This window comes from Vibrio sp. D3 (assembly GCF_043995865.1).
Classification (GTDB): Bacteria; Pseudomonadota; Gammaproteobacteria; order Enterobacterales; family Vibrionaceae; genus Vibrio; species Vibrio diabolicus.
On record NZ_CP171887.1, the window covers coordinates 2755318 to 2771263 of the forward strand.

The 15946-nt window shown below is 42.2% G+C and carries 17 protein-coding genes and 1 tRNA gene; 6 read left to right on the forward strand and 12 right to left on the reverse strand.

Annotated features, from left to right (window positions below; all coding sequences use genetic code 11):
* Nucleotides 1-53: 53 nt before the first annotated feature.
* The 5 genes from ACHFJ9_RS20765 to ACHFJ9_RS20785 form a co-directional block, all read right to left on the reverse strand.
* Complete coding sequence (locus ACHFJ9_RS20765) at nucleotides 54-1175, reverse strand: hypothetical protein (protein WP_395356172.1); 1122 nt, start codon at nucleotides 1173-1175, stop codon at nucleotides 54-56.
* 234 nt (nucleotides 1176-1409) lie between these two features.
* Nucleotides 1410-2978, reverse strand: a complete 1569-nt coding sequence (locus ACHFJ9_RS20770) for a diguanylate cyclase (protein WP_395356174.1) — start codon at nucleotides 2976-2978, stop codon at nucleotides 1410-1412.
* Nucleotides 2979-3099: 121 nt separating this feature from the next.
* On the reverse strand, nucleotides 3100-3294 hold the full coding sequence (locus ACHFJ9_RS20775) for a hypothetical protein (protein ID WP_136977353.1): 195 nt from the start codon (nucleotides 3292-3294) through the stop codon (nucleotides 3100-3102).
* A gap of 86 nt (nucleotides 3295-3380) precedes the next feature.
* Nucleotides 3381-3518, reverse strand: a complete 138-nt coding sequence (locus ACHFJ9_RS20780; protein ID WP_023585706.1) for a hypothetical protein — start codon at nucleotides 3516-3518, stop codon at nucleotides 3381-3383.
* A 15-nt stretch (nucleotides 3519-3533) separates the two neighbouring features.
* Entirely contained in the window at nucleotides 3534-3656 is a 123-nt protein-coding gene (locus ACHFJ9_RS20785; protein WP_254901957.1) for a hypothetical protein, read from the reverse strand.
* 223 nt (nucleotides 3657-3879) lie between these two features.
* Between ACHFJ9_RS20785 and ACHFJ9_RS20790 the strand changes: the two genes are divergently transcribed.
* The 3 genes from ACHFJ9_RS20790 (at nucleotide 3880) to ACHFJ9_RS20800 (ending at nucleotide 5849) form a co-directional block, all read left to right on the forward strand.
* Complete coding sequence (locus ACHFJ9_RS20790; protein WP_395356177.1) at nucleotides 3880-4740, forward strand: helix-turn-helix transcriptional regulator; 861 nt, start codon at nucleotides 3880-3882, stop codon at nucleotides 4738-4740.
* 295 nt (nucleotides 4741-5035) lie between these two features.
* Nucleotides 5036-5161, forward strand: coding sequence for a hypothetical protein (locus ACHFJ9_RS20795; RefSeq protein WP_005484867.1), 126 nt, complete (start codon nucleotides 5036-5038; stop codon nucleotides 5159-5161).
* A gap of 229 nt (nucleotides 5162-5390) precedes the next feature.
* Complete coding sequence (locus ACHFJ9_RS20800) at nucleotides 5391-5849, forward strand: hypothetical protein (protein ID WP_318136746.1); 459 nt, start codon at nucleotides 5391-5393, stop codon at nucleotides 5847-5849.
* 528 nt (nucleotides 5850-6377) lie between these two features.
* On the opposite strand, the gene ACHFJ9_RS20805 is transcribed toward ACHFJ9_RS20800, so the two are convergent.
* The 4 genes from ACHFJ9_RS20805 to ACHFJ9_RS20820 form a co-directional block, all read right to left on the reverse strand.
* Nucleotides 6378-6809 carry a DUF2787 domain-containing protein gene (locus tag ACHFJ9_RS20805; RefSeq protein WP_061894857.1) on the reverse strand — a complete coding sequence of 144 codons (432 nt, stop codon included), beginning with the start codon at nucleotides 6807-6809 and terminating at the stop codon, nucleotides 6378-6380.
* A 100-nt stretch (nucleotides 6810-6909) separates the two neighbouring features.
* Nucleotides 6910-7410 carry a hypothetical protein gene (locus ACHFJ9_RS20810; protein ID WP_053300897.1) on the reverse strand — a complete coding sequence of 167 codons (501 nt, stop codon included), beginning with the start codon at nucleotides 7408-7410 and terminating at the stop codon, nucleotides 6910-6912.
* Between the two features lie 44 nt (nucleotides 7411-7454).
* Nucleotides 7455-7838 carry a hypothetical protein gene (locus ACHFJ9_RS20815; RefSeq protein WP_053809382.1) on the reverse strand — a complete coding sequence of 128 codons (384 nt, stop codon included), beginning with the start codon at nucleotides 7836-7838 and terminating at the stop codon, nucleotides 7455-7457.
* A 160-nt stretch (nucleotides 7839-7998) separates the two neighbouring features.
* Nucleotides 7999-9240, reverse strand: coding sequence for a tyrosine-type recombinase/integrase (locus tag ACHFJ9_RS20820; protein WP_395356180.1), 1242 nt, complete (start codon nucleotides 9238-9240; stop codon nucleotides 7999-8001).
* 422 nt (nucleotides 9241-9662) lie between these two features.
* Between ACHFJ9_RS20820 and ACHFJ9_RS20825 the strand changes: the two genes are divergently transcribed.
* Nucleotides 9663-11222 carry a helix-turn-helix domain-containing protein gene (locus ACHFJ9_RS20825; protein ID WP_318136744.1) on the forward strand — a complete coding sequence of 520 codons (1560 nt, stop codon included), beginning with the start codon at nucleotides 9663-9665 and terminating at the stop codon, nucleotides 11220-11222.
* A gap of 513 nt (nucleotides 11223-11735) precedes the next feature.
* Here the strand turns inward: ACHFJ9_RS20825 and ACHFJ9_RS20830 are convergent.
* The 3 genes from ACHFJ9_RS20830 to ACHFJ9_RS20840 all read right to left on the reverse strand — a co-directional run bounded on the left by ACHFJ9_RS20830 (nucleotide 11736) and on the right by ACHFJ9_RS20840 (nucleotide 13758).
* The gene (locus ACHFJ9_RS20830; RefSeq protein WP_318136743.1) at nucleotides 11736-12296 is read right to left on the reverse strand and encodes a hypothetical protein; all 561 of its coding nucleotides are present in this window, start codon (nucleotides 12294-12296) and stop codon (nucleotides 11736-11738) included.
* 520 nt (nucleotides 12297-12816) lie between these two features.
* Nucleotides 12817-12901: transfer RNA gene (locus tag ACHFJ9_RS20835), tRNA-Leu, on the reverse strand.
* 191 nt (nucleotides 12902-13092) lie between these two features.
* On the reverse strand, nucleotides 13093-13758 hold the full coding sequence (locus tag ACHFJ9_RS20840) for an SDR family NAD(P)-dependent oxidoreductase (RefSeq protein WP_301611010.1): 666 nt from the start codon (nucleotides 13756-13758) through the stop codon (nucleotides 13093-13095).
* Nucleotides 13759-13985: 227 nt separating this feature from the next.
* On the opposite strand from ACHFJ9_RS20840, the gene ACHFJ9_RS20845 reads away from it, so the two are divergent.
* On the forward strand, nucleotides 13986-15254 hold the full coding sequence (locus ACHFJ9_RS20845) for a DUF2254 domain-containing protein (protein WP_139060699.1): 1269 nt from the start codon (nucleotides 13986-13988) through the stop codon (nucleotides 15252-15254).
* Between the two features lie 184 nt (nucleotides 15255-15438).
* On the forward strand, nucleotides 15439-15918 hold the full coding sequence (locus ACHFJ9_RS20850) for an RDD family protein (protein WP_046873615.1): 480 nt from the start codon (nucleotides 15439-15441) through the stop codon (nucleotides 15916-15918).
* The last annotated feature ends 28 nt before the right edge of the window (nucleotides 15919-15946 follow it).

Below are 15946 nucleotides of genomic sequence, written 5' to 3' on the forward strand. Positions count from 1 at the left end.
GGATTAGTCGTGTGTTATCTGGCAGTACAAAATGGCGATTTTCAGGGAGGACACTAAACTTCCTTCTCGATGATATTTCGCAAATACCTCAATAATCGGTCATCGTTAAAGAGCTCTTCCGATTTCTCGCCGTCATCTTTCAACTCATAAGAAACCAAGAACTCGTCTATCAACTCATAAACAAAATCAAATAGCGCATTCACATCCCGCTTAGCCTGTTTTAACAGCGTTGTATTTCTGTTTTTATAGTCACCACACCCCGCAGCTAAATGTTTATAGCGATCATCAACATACTGCTTTCTATCTTGAGGGGTAAACGCGTCCAAACATAGCCGTCTCACGGTTTCCTTTGAGATTGGAAGGTGATATTTGCCCATTTCCGATATCACCTTAGACACCAACTCCCGAACTTTACCTTGAAACTCCATAACTTCTTTCTGTATAGACGACTTCTTAGTCACAGATCTTCGAATCTCGGACACCTTTGCCGCTTTGTTTTCAGCGTCAGCTTTAAGCTTTAGTAACGGAGAAAGCGTCTTTTCACCGGAGAACTTTCGGCGACTTAAGGACATCATTTCGACAATCATTTCTACATCAGATAAAAGAGCATAAATCTTGGACAGAATGCCTTTAAGCTCAGCCGAAAGACCATCAACGTCAGACAAAGAGTCTCTAACTTTAGTCGAAATCTCATCAACTTCAGATAATGTAAAAATATTATCTTCGACAATTTTTTTAGTAGTTTTTAACTTATGGTGCGCTAGGGCTGGAAACAAAAGTTCAGGTAGATGAGGATCTTTTAGGAGCCTGTCATCAAAATCAGGGTATAACTCCGGAACAATCATCGACAAATACAGCGCTTGTACATCTGTATAACCCGCAGATTGTTTAGGTGACGGCAAACCGATACTAGAGCAAAAATCATCATCAACAAACTCGGCGGCATTACATCGAACGTCTTCTATAGCTGCTTTGACGTAATGCCAGACTCCACTACCAGTTAAAACGGTTTCTCGACCATTGATCAATGTGCTCTCTGTTTCAAATGCGCTAGCGTGATACTTCAATCCTTTCTCATCTAAAAGCGCTTTTAACTGTAACTCACACGCTTTGATTCGCTTCTTAAGAACATTAATTTCTTTCTTTTTTCTAGACATCGTTTTAGGCAGGTTCACAATACAACGACTGATAATCCTATCATAAGTCTTGGGTATGTTAGTCCGTGTTATTAATTCCCCAACGGACTAAATGAACACAGAGGAAAAAGCCCGACGAGATAAAGGGAAAGCACTTTCCATCAGTTACGATAAAGAAAAAAGTAGAAGCGATTGCACCTCTACTCGTTCATGTCACCATCTCTGGGTAATCCTAGTACCGAAAAACTCAGTGACCCGTTAGACTCATTAGTCTTAGACATTGACTTCAGTTCGATTTCTACCTTTCCTTTTCGCTTGATACAGTGCTGTATCAGCTTTTTGGATAGCCATATGAAGTGTCTCTCCACTTCCAGTCCAATGTGACACGCCAATTGAAACAGTTAAATTACCTATGCTTGCAAACTGGTGCTGTTCAACATGCTTTCTTAATCTTTCAGCCTTCTCAAATGCATTTTCTACACTCATTTCAGCAAGAAAAGTCATGAACTCTTCCCCACCAGTTCGACATAAAACATCTGTCTTACGCGATTGAGATTTAATCAGGTTAGAAAGTTCTTTTAGAACCTCATCTCCAACACTGTGTCCATAGGTATCATTCACTTTTTTAAAGAAATCAATATCAATAGCCATAATAGAAAGAGGTTTCTTACTTTCTTTAAACCTCTCAAGTGCTTCTTCAAAACCTCTACGATTAGTGAGTCCCGTCATGACATCAGTCAAACTATTGCAATGAAGTTTTTCTATCGTGTTAGAAACATCCTTGGAGGTTTTAACGACTGCTGACTTCAATAAAGACGCTTCAAAAAACCAAGGTTTTATCTTTTTGAAGTCGACAGGCTCAAAGTCTTCCATGTTTGTTCTATTAATAGAACGTGCAAGTTGCCATAGGGGTTTAGATATAGTGGCAGACGTTATCCAAATAAGGATAAAAGTAAAAAGGCTCAAAGGTATCGTACGTGCAAAAACAGAATGGATTTGAGACTCTAATAAGTCAAAGCTAAGAGACTTTGATTTCTCGACGACAACACCCCATCCTGTTGTTTGTACAGGTGCATACCCGGCAAGCACTTTTTCACCGAAATAGTCAACCACTTCAAGACCACCGTCTTTACCTTCAAGAGCCGAGTTAACTCCTTCATTGCCTTCAACAACCTTGCCTATCAAGGTACTGTCTGGGTGGTAGATTATCGTTTTGCTATTATCAACTACGTACAAATACGAACCATCGCTATGGCTATGATCATCAAGGAGAGATTTTAAGACATTGTTATCTTTAAGGTAGATCGTCCCCCCTAAGTACCCAAGATATTCTTTATTAGGAGAGAAAATAGGATAGGAAATGCATAACAAGTAGTTTCCTTTAGGTGAAAGGAATGGTTTGGTAATAAAAGGTTGCACTTTGTTAATGGAGTGTAAGATAGCTTCATCTTTAATTTGTATCCCCTCTGCTTTTGTTATGTTTTTTGAGGTTGAAACGATGAATCCTTCATTATCTACAAGCACTGTAGAGTTAAATAAGTTCGCCTGTTGTTGTAAGCGATTCAGTTCACGCTCTATATAGTCTTTGCTCGTGAAATGTCTTCCCAAAAGCTCAGCAGAGAACTCAACTTGTCGCATAGCAGACTCCGAAAAAACATCCGTAACTTCTGCCATCTTCTTGGCATAAGTATGGTTTGTCTCTAAAGTGTCACGGATAATATGATCGCGTTGAACCTGATAAATTGAGAAAAAAGCATTAATTAATGTTATGGAAACACTAAAAATACAAATGACAAGAATGAGCTTTCTGAGGTTCAGTGTTTCTTTATTGATTCCAAGCATGAATTTGGAGATCTCCTATGTGAGAATCCATTGTTATAGTTTATAAATTATTGCTACTTATAATCCTGACAATGGAAGCAAAATCAAGAAAAAGAAGTAGGTCTCCCTACTTCTTTTTTAATTACAGTTCAAGCTCGTCTAGAACACCTCCCACAAGAGCACCTGCAACAAACCCTATGGCTCCACCGAGAACGACGCCCTGTGGACCATAGCGGGTACCGAGTGTGGCACCGTACTTCGCGAATCGAACGCCTGTTGACGCGCTAGGCTTAAACCAGCGCTGTTGATGGTTAGAGTGAAAATGTGTCTTCGCCATAATGTTTTTTCCTTTCCTATAGATACAGAAAAGGGCGATACCTTTCGATACCGCCCTTGTTGATAAGCCAAATTTAGTGATGGGACTTAATCATCGTCATCATCAGCCATGAAGTCACCGCCGAGCCAACCATCGTCGCCCGGTTCCATGTCGAAGTCCTGACTGAAGCCAGAATCTTCTGTGCCATCATCATAGTCACCTTGGTCTTCTGTCCAACCGCCCATAACGAATACTCCTTCTTAACTGTAATCCATTGCGCCACACGTATCGCATGACCCACCCTTGGTGACCCAACCGGGACAACCTAAAGAGCGACATGAGTAACCTGATGCCATAAGTGGCTTAATGAATGTCACTTGCATTACTTGTTTCCTTTAATTGACGTTGTAGTAAATCTACGTTGTGTAGTATCCCACTGCGCTCGGACAGGATATGTCCAAGACCGCAGAATGAGTGTGAAAATAGTCATCGTCATTGCCCTGCCTTATCCAATGAAAGCTATGCCAAATCTCAGTGCGCGACGGTTTGAAACATTTAAAAATGTTTTGCCCTCAACCTGTCCAAGGGAAACCGTACGCTAGTAGCATGAGCGATAAGAGTGAAAAGCTAGCTTTAAGGCTAGGTGACATATTGACGAGATTGTTTATGGGAGAAGTGCTCTCCCCTGAGCAGTTGGTAGCGGACTATCAGGTAAGCGAGAAAACCCTGAGACGCGATTTCAATGAAAGGCTAGTCAACGCTCCGATTATCCGCACCAATGAGGGTTATCGGTTAGATCCAGTAACTCGAAATAATGGTAATGCGAATACCAACAAGGTACTGCACGATACGGGTTTGTCTGCGCTACTACCGAATCACTACAAGTTCAACGGTCACACTCCCGTTCTGTTTAAGAATCCACGCTCCGAACCCATTGAGAAGTTCGATGCGCAGTTTAGGCAGTTGACCGAAGTTATTACCACTCACTCTGTTATTGACCTTATTTACAATGGCAAAACGTTTGAATCTGTCCATCCCTATCGTTTGGTGAACGACCGTGGTATCTGGTTCCTCGCTGCGACCTACTGTGACCAGCTACATTCGTACCGATTACCGAATATTTCACGGATTCACCGCCGGGAAGATAAATACAAACCGAATCAAAAGGTCCACGAGGAGATACATAAACAAGGGATGGAGTGGCTAACTCCGGATGATGCTGAGGTGCTTGTACAGGTTGATAGGGAAGTAGCTCCACGCTTTCTTGAAGGTATGATTCTTCCCCACCAGCAACTATTGAAAGAACTGAGCGACGGTAGTTTGTTGGTTAGCAGTCGTGTATCAAGATTGAGCGATATCTTGCCCTTGTTGAAGTCTTGGATACCTCAAGTCGAGGTGCTTTCCCCTGTCAGCCTTAAGCTTGAACTTATACGCGATCTCCACGCCACATTGGATCGTTACAAGTAGTTGCCACGTTAATAAATGACGTCCCACCGCGCTATCTAGAAGCACAGCTCCAAGACAACAAAGAACCAAGACATAATGTCGTTTCACTACGCCGCGACCGACCGCCCAAACCATCAACTTGCCACTATGTACCGATTTTAAGCTTACCTATGTGAGATAAGCGAAAGAAACGATTTAGCGAAATCTCAAACCGATACCGCGCAAGGGAAAGCTCGAAATGATGCCGTTTTTGGTCGGGTTGAGACTAACTAATAAATAACTCCGCTAGGAGAAGTAATTTAATAGGGGTATAACCATGATGTCTGATGCACGAACTCTGCTCCAAATCACTCAGTCCAGTCCGTATCTTTACCTAGTTGATATCGCTAACTTGTTGAGCTTCACCGCCGTTGGCTATCTACTGGGTATGATGACTGGATAAACAGAGCCATAAATTGAACTTGTCACTATAGATTCCGGTGACAAGTTCCTTTTGTTACACCTAGCCTGTTTTAACTAGCTTCTGAAAATAGGTGAAAAATTTGAGTAAAAGTTCATTTGTGTCAATCCATTCACGAATATCGTTATAAATCTATCAGTTAGACTAGTGTTTTATAAGTGAAGCATGTTTAATCCGCGTATCGAAACCAAAACAAAATAGGTACAAAAACATGTCTATTTCATTCAATAAAACAGAGCATCTACTTAACGACTGTCAAAGTGAGAAAATTGCCAAGTGTGCGGCAGCAGCTTGGGGACATGAAGCAACAATGGGAACTCAAATGTTTTTCGCAGAGTCGGATCACTACTCGATTCAGATGGCAGAAGAGCATTTGGAAAACCCAGAAAGCCAAGAAGTTATCTTCATTGACTTTCTAGCTTACAGCGACCATGAAAAGTCACGCACATCTGCGGTTGTTTACGAGAAAGAAGACCTCGTAATGCTTTGTCATTGGTTTTCATTTGAGGATGATGAGGAAGAATATTTTGAGCCTGGATACCCTATGACCACTTCCGGATTCTTCAGCTACCTGAACTCTCTACCAAATATAAAGAGACATGTTCACCCATCTGCACTAGATGACAAGTATCAGCTAGGGTTGTCTCTACTGGACGAACTAAGCCAGTAAGTTATATCTAATTCTGTTTGTACTGGGGTAAATTGGATAAGTTGTCATTTCGTATGGCAACGTTGAAAATGACCAAGTTTTCGAGCCAAACTACGAACATAAGATTAAGGTGCGCTCTTGGCGCTGATATTAAGGGAAGCCTTTATCCCTAGTTGCAGAGATAGCATCAGACAAATCATTCTCTCGGTATTTTCTATAGGCTTCCCGTCCCTTACTGCTCCCATTGCTTCGACATAGCAATGGGAGCTTTTAATAACAAAACACCAGTGTAAACCAACCAAAGTCGTTAAAATTAAGACTCCCTTCCTTGGTTTTTCCACCGTCCATTGCAATCCAGCAACTTCATCCCCTCTGAATCCCTAAGGCAACGGATTGGGTAAACGTTGCTAAAACTTGCCCCAATGAAAAAGGCTTCCCATCACGCCATGATTAACATGGAGCAATAGGAAGCCTTAGTGTCACTAGGAAGTGAGTCAACTATTTTATGGTACATACATGGTGCTTTCTACTTGGTTTGTTGCCGATGGACTAATCCACAGTGACTTTTATCTCATCGAACACGCCCATTTCGACGTAGCTGAGAAAGTTGGATTCCCACATCGAGTAGAACTCCATTACCTCACTACTTGTTATCGGCAACTCCGGAACATAGGAAAAACTCGCTGTTCCAGATGAGAAGTTAAAGTCCACCTCTTTAACCAGTTCGGGATAAGGACCACCGCAATACGCAAAGTCAGTGATGTAATCAAAGATCCACTGGTCGTAGAGGCGAACAAGCCTGATTTCAACTGGGTGCCAACCGCCGTTTTCCGAACTGTAGGATGAATCTCGGAAGTTAAACACAACCGATTGGATCATGGGTGTCCATTTGCCTGATTCGCTGATCACTCGGTTTAAAGCATCTTGAAGATCGACACTAACAGGCAGCAGTAATCGCTCAACGTCAAAAGTTAAGTTCATAATAAAATCTCTTTTAGTTTGTCAGGAAAGCACTCTTGTTAAGTGCTCGGTATGAAAGCCTGAATTGGCTTAGTGGGTAAGGATTGATTTGGTTTTGGGGTTATTCAGCTTTGGCTTCAGCGTCCACGAGAGACAGCAACTCATCACGACGTTGCTCGTAGTCTGGCGCTAGAACGTGAAGAAACACTGATTTCTCCGACTGGATGATAAGACCAAGCCCCCTGCAACAAGCAGCCATAAAACCAGCGTTATTCGCTGACTGCCCGGAAAAGACACACTTCATCACAGAACTCTTGAACGGCTTATCACCCTGCACATCTAGTACAGCGGTGATATCTTTAAGTGGGATCCAACTTCGACAATAAAGACCACCTCCTTGATTACCCGATATACGGATATAAAGTTCCTTCTCCCCTTGATGAATAGCAATTTCATAGAACAAATGATTTTCCGTTTTCGGCGATAGCTTTTTCGCTTTGCCTTCGAGCACGATATGAGTGAAATGGTCAACTGGTAACTCTTCCACGACTGTTACTTGTTCATTACCCTCTACGATCTCAGGTTGAACCGTTTCTTGTTTATTGCTTGGTTTACGTGCCATAGGACACCTCCTTTAAGATGGAATAATTCAGGTTTAATTTGGTTTTAAGATTCAGCTTGATCAGCTAACTTGGCGACAGGGAACGTTGGACTGTTCATAGGAGCGCAACAGTACACACCACCACCTTCCATGGTCACTATGGCGACCGCTATAAGCCAAGGACAGTCAGGAGAGTTAAGAATTAGCACCCACTCGCTAAAGTTACTAAGGAACCTTAGAAAATGCTGGTCTTCCTCAGACTCTTCACTCAAGGTTTCGTCGGTATCGGACTCCTCAATCAAGTACAAGGTCGTACCGACCTCATCCCAGAATGCTTTTGTGTTTTCTTCATCACCGAATGGCTCAATCAAGTGTTCGAGCAGTTTTGCTTTCACACCATCAGGCATTGGCAGTGATTGAATGTCTTCAAACTTGTTTACTGTTTTCATCGTGAATTTCCTTATAACTAACGAAAACCAGCTTTCCACTCTCTATCGAGACGTGTCAGATGATTTTCCTTCTAATAATGAAAAAGCCCCTGTTTAGCGATGAGCTAAACAGGGGCTTTTCTAATGTCATTTCTAAATTAACTGGTTAAACCTAACTTCTTCATTCCCAACGTATCTCTGGCTTCGCAGTCACCATATCCGATAAGCGAGAGCCTGTCTCCCTCCGACGTCCAACAGTCAATTTCGAGTAGCGCCTTGTGGATGAAAGGTCAGCGTGATTCAACTGCTTGGCTATGTCGTGTAACGAGACTCCTTGTGACGCCAAAAGCGACCCAACTGTATGGCGAGCACTGTGCAGGGTTAGATTCGCTTTATCACCGGGTATGTCGGGCAGTCCCATCTTAGCTTTGATAGCCTTGAAAGCATGCCTAGGTTGCCCTACTGGTTTACCCTTTTTGCGTCCAGGAAAGAGATACGGATTATTCGCCACATGAGGCACCGACCTCAAAATATCAAGCATGTAGTCACTTAGGAATAAAACGTGACTAGTACCGTTTTTCGTATGTGGAATAGTGAGTGTTTTCTCCTCCCAATTCACATCGGATTTCAAGCGCAAACGCAGTTCCTTATCCCTTGCACCAGTCAAAAACAACAAAGCTAGGTATGCGCCAATACTTTTGTCTTCATGGTTCAGGGCATGACCGATGAACTCCTTTAGCTGTGATTCGGATAAGTACGCAGTTTTAACATTGTCCACTTTTGGTAAGCTAACTTTATCCGCCACCAACGGACAATCCATGAGACGGTATGCGTGTCGATTTAAAGACTTTAACAGTGCCAACACTCTGCAAATAGTGGCTGTCGCATAAGGCTTTCCAGTGGTCTTACTGATCGCTCCCTGCATTTCCATCTGAACTTTAACGATATGAGCAGCAGTGATCTGATTGATTGGAACATGATGTATCGACTTAGCATGGCGAAACCGAGCGACATCATCTTTCCATGTGCGGCGTTGTTTTTGAAGCGGAAGGTAAACAGTTTCGAAAAATCGCTCAAGAGTCATAGAAGAGTCAGCTTTTTCAGTATCACGTTCAATCTTCGGATCAATACCCTCAAGAATCTGCTGGCGATACTCTTTAGCTTTCTTGCGTAAGGTGATTAGGTCAGTGTCATTGAGTCGCCCTAGACCGATAGAGGCTTTGCGACCTGTCACTGGACTAGTGTATCGAAGAAGATAGCGAACTGAACCCTGTCGTTTTCCCACTAAGCAACGAACTCCTACAGGCAGACCAGAGTCTTTCATAGCAGATAGATTAACTTCGTAATCGGTGGATTTAGCGTTGGCAGGATTGGGCTTGAGATTGTTGAGGAAAGTGGTGGTGAGTCGTTGTGATTTGCTCATTCAAACCTCCATTAACTAGATATTCAATTAGTTAATATCTGTTTGAATAGTTGTTTGTTACGGCGACGCGATACGGTTAGAGATATCACAAAGTTACTCAAAACTTCCGTAAAAACAAACTAGAACCAAAACATACAAAGAAAACAGAGAGATTTATTTATGTAAAATTTACGCAGAATGGCATTTAAGCTCAATAACTCTCCTCTCATGCAAAAAAATCTCCCAAAAGTAACGAATGGCAAGGTGTCTTTCAGCCAAAAACACCTTAAAAACATCCAAAATTTCTTTATTAATTTCTTTAAAAAGAATAATTACCTTTTAATTTCAATTAATTACAAAATCACACTTCCGTAAATTTTCCTTTTATTTCATTCTTATATGCATTTATAGTCATTTCAAACTTAACCCAAAAAGAGGTGTCTATGTCAGAATCAATAACCCACAATCAAAAGCTTGATAAGGACTGCGCTAAAAGCATTGTCGAACAACTAGTATCTTTAAATATCCCTAGGTCAGAAATAGCCCGCAGATGTGGGGTCAATCAGTCCAGAATTAATGGATGGGAAAATGGAGAAAAAGCGGGTAGTGAAAATCTTCAAAAACTAAGAGCATTGTTAAACCTCCGCTTACCAAACCTTAAAGCGGAAACATTCCAGGTTTCCAAATGCGTGCGTTTAGCTTTAGCTAAAGAAGATCTAGACCTATTTCTAGTGAAGCAAATGAAAGCCTTTATAGGAGAGCTTCCTTCACTTCCCTTCGAGTTGCGTGAGAAATTCGACAGTGCAGAGTCATTAGAATCATTAAATGAGGTTATCGCGACTCAGTATCACTTGTATGTTTGCAAGGAGGTTGATTCCGACCTCTATTTCACTAAAAGACAAGAACATGTAGTTAACCAAATGGCGCCATACGTAAAACCATTTGGCGTATTACCATCAAGTTACCAAAATACCATGCACTCAGTACTCGAACAGCTTAAAAAAGCGATTCAAGAGGCAGAAGAACAGATAGCAAAGAAACAACATCGAGAACAAGAAAATCAAAAATTCTTCAGAAGCACCGTTGAACATTCGATTTCAAACACTCTACAGAGAAGTTTTGCACTTCATACCAACGCTGAAATAAACCTTGAAAATGTACAGAAAGAGCTTCTTACTCATATACATAAAGCACTAGAGGACTTTCACTTTCAATATTCAGGTTCATATTTCTCCCATCCGCTGTCTGAGCTTGTTCGTACTATGGAGAGAGTTGCCCAGTTTCTCGATGACAGTCAATTTGGACCTAAGTACGGCACAATGCGACTAGATGGTCAGAATATGTATTACTCTGACTCGATTAAAAAACCAGAAGGTTTTATCGAATTTGAAGATATCGAGTTCGCAATTGATTCTGCTAAAAAGCTTCAGGGTAATTTTGAAAAGTTCATCGAAGAACAGCAAGAACGCTACTCCGCTCTTTTCAAACTCAAAGAGAAAGAACTGGAACTCTGTTCCAAGCTGGATAGCGGCAAAGTATTCCGCCAAAAGGACTGTGAGGCTCTAGCATTTGGTAAAGAACTTGGTGTACAAGACGCTCGTCTGAGCAACCTAGCGGTATTTGCAGACAGCATTTTGAAATGTGACAAACTACCAATAGCTTTAAATGGGGAAAAACATGAATTAGAGCTATTAAACGGACTCCAAGAAATGCTCAATGATCTAACGCCAGAGCCAATCATCCATCCCGTTCAAATCGGTGGTCAATTAGTCTTCTCTAAAGAAAGAGAAACCAAAGGAAAGACTTTGATATATTCGTTAAATAATAATGATCTGGTTCTTCTACAAGAAGCTAGCATCTGCAACCAACAAATCTTAACAATACAACCCAAACTAGCAGCAGAAGAATTACTCACTCATATTGATGTCGATATAAGAGATTCAGTTAAACAATCCCTGCTAGAACATGGCTACATGTTCAGCGACGTCGAGGTTCTAGGGTAGAGGCGAAAGCTATAAGCACGCAACTTCACGCGTGCTTATCACTCTGGGAACAGACTCATGGAGTTGGATATCCGTGTAAAAATCCATACTGAACAAGCACTTTTCACATCAATGATGTTTTGAAATTCACAGCCAGACTCAAGAACATACCATTAATAATAACCAGTACAACAGCGGCCTACGGCAAGCTGTTGTACTGGTTATTATATATTTAATATCAAGATCCTATCCAAACCCTAGCTCTCAGTTCATTTCGCAACATTCGCACAATCACCAAATCACAGACCCCCGAAGCAAAGCGAGTCCCTATCTCTCGCATAGAAACTCAACCGCAATCATATAGTTCAGAGCACACCGAGAGCCGAACACTAATCTCGTACAATTACCGCCAGAAGGTACTCTAGTAGTCAATGAACGAGCTTAGAACAGCGATATTCACACCCTGATGATTAGTAGTAGCGATGGAGAATACTGCCATTTATTACACTTTAATGAGGTCGGTAAGTCAGCCTACTAACACCTAACCCATTTTTTCTTGGACTGAGGACTGCGCTTGATTTGATTATTCTTTGATAGCTCATGAATAGCTCTAGAAAAGTCAGACTTTGACAGCCCTAGTTGCTTTTGAAAGCTAGGATCTAAAGCACGAGGAGAGTTCAAAGCATGAAGAAGCTTGTCTTCAGGAGATTTTTGGGGTGTCTGTTGTGGCTTAACAATTGGAACAACGGTGTTCTCTCTAGTTCTGATGCTTTGACAAGGTGCGCCTAATTGCTTGCACTGAAACTCAAATGCTGAAATCAAACTTTCATCGTTACTGTATAGCTCAAAGTGAACAGAGCCCAGTTGCTTTTTATCTAAAGCAAGTAGCACCCTAGACAGATATGCAATGATATAGAAATCGGCTTGGTTCTGACCTGTCGGATAGTCAGATAAGAACAGATACAACGACTTTTCACAAACAAGCTTGACTGAATCTGACTTAGAAAAAACAAAGACTTTATCAACGACCGAAGCATTAATTTTTTCTAGCTCCTTCAGTCCTACATTTTCAGCATCGACGAAAATCATCTTCATAGTTGGTCAAGCTCCATTTGTTCACCACTATAAAGAAGATTACACAGTTGCATATCGATAGCAAATTGAGGTTAATTCATTTGTGTGATTGATTGTAGGTGTATTACCCCAACGCGCTTACAACACACACTGCAAAACCGCCTATCTCAAACCGACTTTTCGACTATCCATCAAAACGATCAGTTACCCCATAGAAACTAAACCAAAACCGCATAGCACCGTAAAGTCACCATGGTCGTACCATGGTTCTTCTCGCTCGAAGCTCTTGAAGATAATGGCTTGCGCGACGGCTGCTTTTAGCATTTGTTGGATTTACTGGGATTCCGTTGCGCACAGAATCGTCATGCGATGAACCATATATGGACCATGGGAGAAATTTTAAGGCAGATAAAGGGAGCTCAATGGTGCGAGAAAAGCGTCGATAACAAGAAAGGAAAACTGAGGTAAGCAACTGAAAAGTAGAACATTTTCAAGCACCTAAAACGACGAAAGGCCGCTATAAAAGCGACCTTTCTATGTATGGTACCGGTGGGCGGACTTGAACCGCCACGCCCGAAGGCAACGGATTTTGAATCCGTCGTGTATACCAATTTCACCACACCGGCATCTTTGGGCTATTGCCCTTTGATGGTTGGCATTATACGGAAGCTTTTGACCTGCGCAAGCAGAAATACCTTAAATAACTATCGTTTGCTGATAATTTCGCCACAAAGTGTGACAAAGCTGTACTGATAAGAAACGTACGCTCCATTTCCTACTACTGATCCAGATGAAAATGGGTATACGTAACTCTTTTTTAAACTCTATTCACTGTAATATCAGAAACATAACCATTCCCAATGCTCGACAAAGCCGTATGGACCATCTCGGCAGCATCTTCCGCTTGCATGAAGTGACTCGTGTCCATCGTGTTGCCGCTTGCCTTCCAGAATTCCGTATCCATTCCACCAGGATAAACCGCGATAATTTTCATTGGCTTTCCTTTTAACTCCAAACGAACCGACTCGATTAATCCTTTGACAGCCCACTTCACAGCACAATACGTAGACTCTTGCGCTTTAGGCTGTTGCGCAGCAGTAGACATAACCATGACCACTTTTATCGGTTGATCTTTGTAACGCTTTACTAACTCTCTTAACACATGAATCGCAGAATTCAGGTTATTATCAATCAGTTTTTGAATCTCTTCCGGCTCCTGCTCTTCCAGTTCGCCAAAATAACCACTTCCTGCACTATGAATGACCATTTCAGGCGGCTGTTTCATCCCATCAAATAGGTGTTTCACATCTTGATGTAATGAGAGGTTGCAAGCTTGATAGCCGACGTTATGAGAGAGTTGTTTAGCTAGTGCGGATAGTTTTTCTGTGTTTCTTCCTATGATATACGTCTCTTTGTCTTCCGCATCATAACGCTTTGCCAGCTCTGCCCCTAAACCGCTACTTGCACCTGTAATTACAATCATGGCTACCTCTTTTCAATCACATACTTTTAATGCATCTATCAATTAAGGTAACAGAATCTTGGTAATTCACACCTCAAGAACACCATTCTTTGAAGCAAGCGGCTTTCTTACTCTCATGATGCATGAAATTCCACGTAGAATGAGGAAGATTTAACCTATGCTTAAGCAAGAATAACTTTCTGAATTTTCTATCGACTTTCGAGTAAGAACCTCATAGGAGCATACGAATGACTGGGTCAAAATGGCAATGGTTACTGAAGCAAATGACGCGTAAACTGTGGGTTCGCACGTCACTTTATGCCTTACTTGCTGTCGCTACTGCCCTAATATCCATTGTTTTAAACCAGTTCATTACTCTGCCTCCTGCAATCAACGTCAGTAAGGATTTGCTTAACAACATATTAAATATCCTCGCGACTTCTATGCTTGCGGTGACCACATTCTCGCTCAATATAATGGTCTCAGCGTACAGTGCCGCTAGTGCAGGGGTAACGCCGCGAGCGACAAAACTGTTGATGGAAGACAGCACAACACAAAATGCTTTGGCGACCTTTCTTGGCTCTTTTCTATTTAGTTTGGTAGGCATTATCGCGCTAGGCATTGGCGCCTATCATCAACAAGCACAAATTTACCTATTCATCGTAACCATCGCCGTGATCGTGATGATCATACTCACCTTGCTACGTTGGATTCAGCACCTTTCCGTACTAGGGAGAGTCAGTGAAACTACCTCCTACGTGGAACAAGCTTTGTTAGATGCGATAAGAAAACGGGGCAAAGAGCGTTGGCTAGGCGCTCACCCATGGAGCCATCCAGAACATAAACCCAGAGGAAGCAAGCCTATTTTCAGCCAAGAAATTGGCTACTTACAGCATGTTGATATGCATCATCTCGATAGTATTGCTGAAGCAAACCAATGCACTATCTATCTTGAACGACAACCAGGAAGCTTTGTGTATGTGAGTCAACCATTGGCTTGGGTTTGTGGAGCGTTGCCAGACGAAAGCGAAGTAACGGCGGCCTTCACGATTCGAACGGAGCGTTCCTATGATCAAGATCCTCGTTTTGGATTAGTCGTTATGGCGGAGATCGCCTCACGAGCTCTCTCCCCTGCAGTGAATGATAACGGTACCGCGATTGACGTTCTTGGGCGTTCTGTACGAGCACTTTCATTATGGGGAGACCTACTCAGTGAGCCGCCTACCAAGACTCGATACCCTAGGCTATTTGTGCCCGCATTAAGCTGCCAAGATTTATTTGATGATGTCTTTTTGCCAATCGCGCACGATGGTGCAGCGCAACTCCAAATACAGATTCGCCTACAAAAAGCCTTGCTGGCTCTTTCTAGTATGCACCCCAAGTTGTTTTTATCACCTGCAACCAAGCTATCAGAAAAAGCTTTAGAGCTCGCCTTGAGCCAGCATTATACCGAAGATGAGAAACACCAACTCTCTCAGCTATCTAATCTAGTTACAGACCAAAAAGCTAATGGTTAAGCAAGTAAAATTCAGTTGAAATAGGTTACCGAAAGGCCTTGTACATCATGATATATATTCATAACACACAGCAGAAAAGTCACTTCGTTTATGCATAATTAAAGACTCTGTGCGTTAGGTCTCTTTTCTCTTGGTGAGGGAATCTATATTCTGACGCACAATTTTTAAGGTAAGTGATGGAATAATGACAACGTCTACAACTCTTCCACCTGCTGGTCTCTTTCGTCGACTTGCAGCGTTGATTTACGACACATTGATTATTATCGCAATTGAAATGATGGCCGCAGGTATTGTTATGGCCATTGTGTTTGCACTAAATGCTGCAGGGCTGTTGAGCTATGGCGAGTACGCAGATGCCGCTGATATGCTCGGGAAGCACCCTGTATTAAGCCCTCTATTTACACTGTATCTTGCGGTTGTGTGGATATACTTCTTTGTCTTCTTCTGGACGCGAGCAGGGCAAACACTTGGGATGCGCGCTTGGAAACTTCGAGTCCGCAATGCCAAAGACGGTGCGCCGATTACAGTCACTCAAGCCCTGATTCGCATTGCAACATCTGGCTTTGGTTTGGCAAACCTGACTGTGCCGATTGATCCCAAGAAACGTGGTTTCCACGACATTTGGGCAAAAACAGAGGTTGTTGTGTTGCCTAAGGCAAACTAACTTATCCGGGAATACAAAAAAGGAAGGC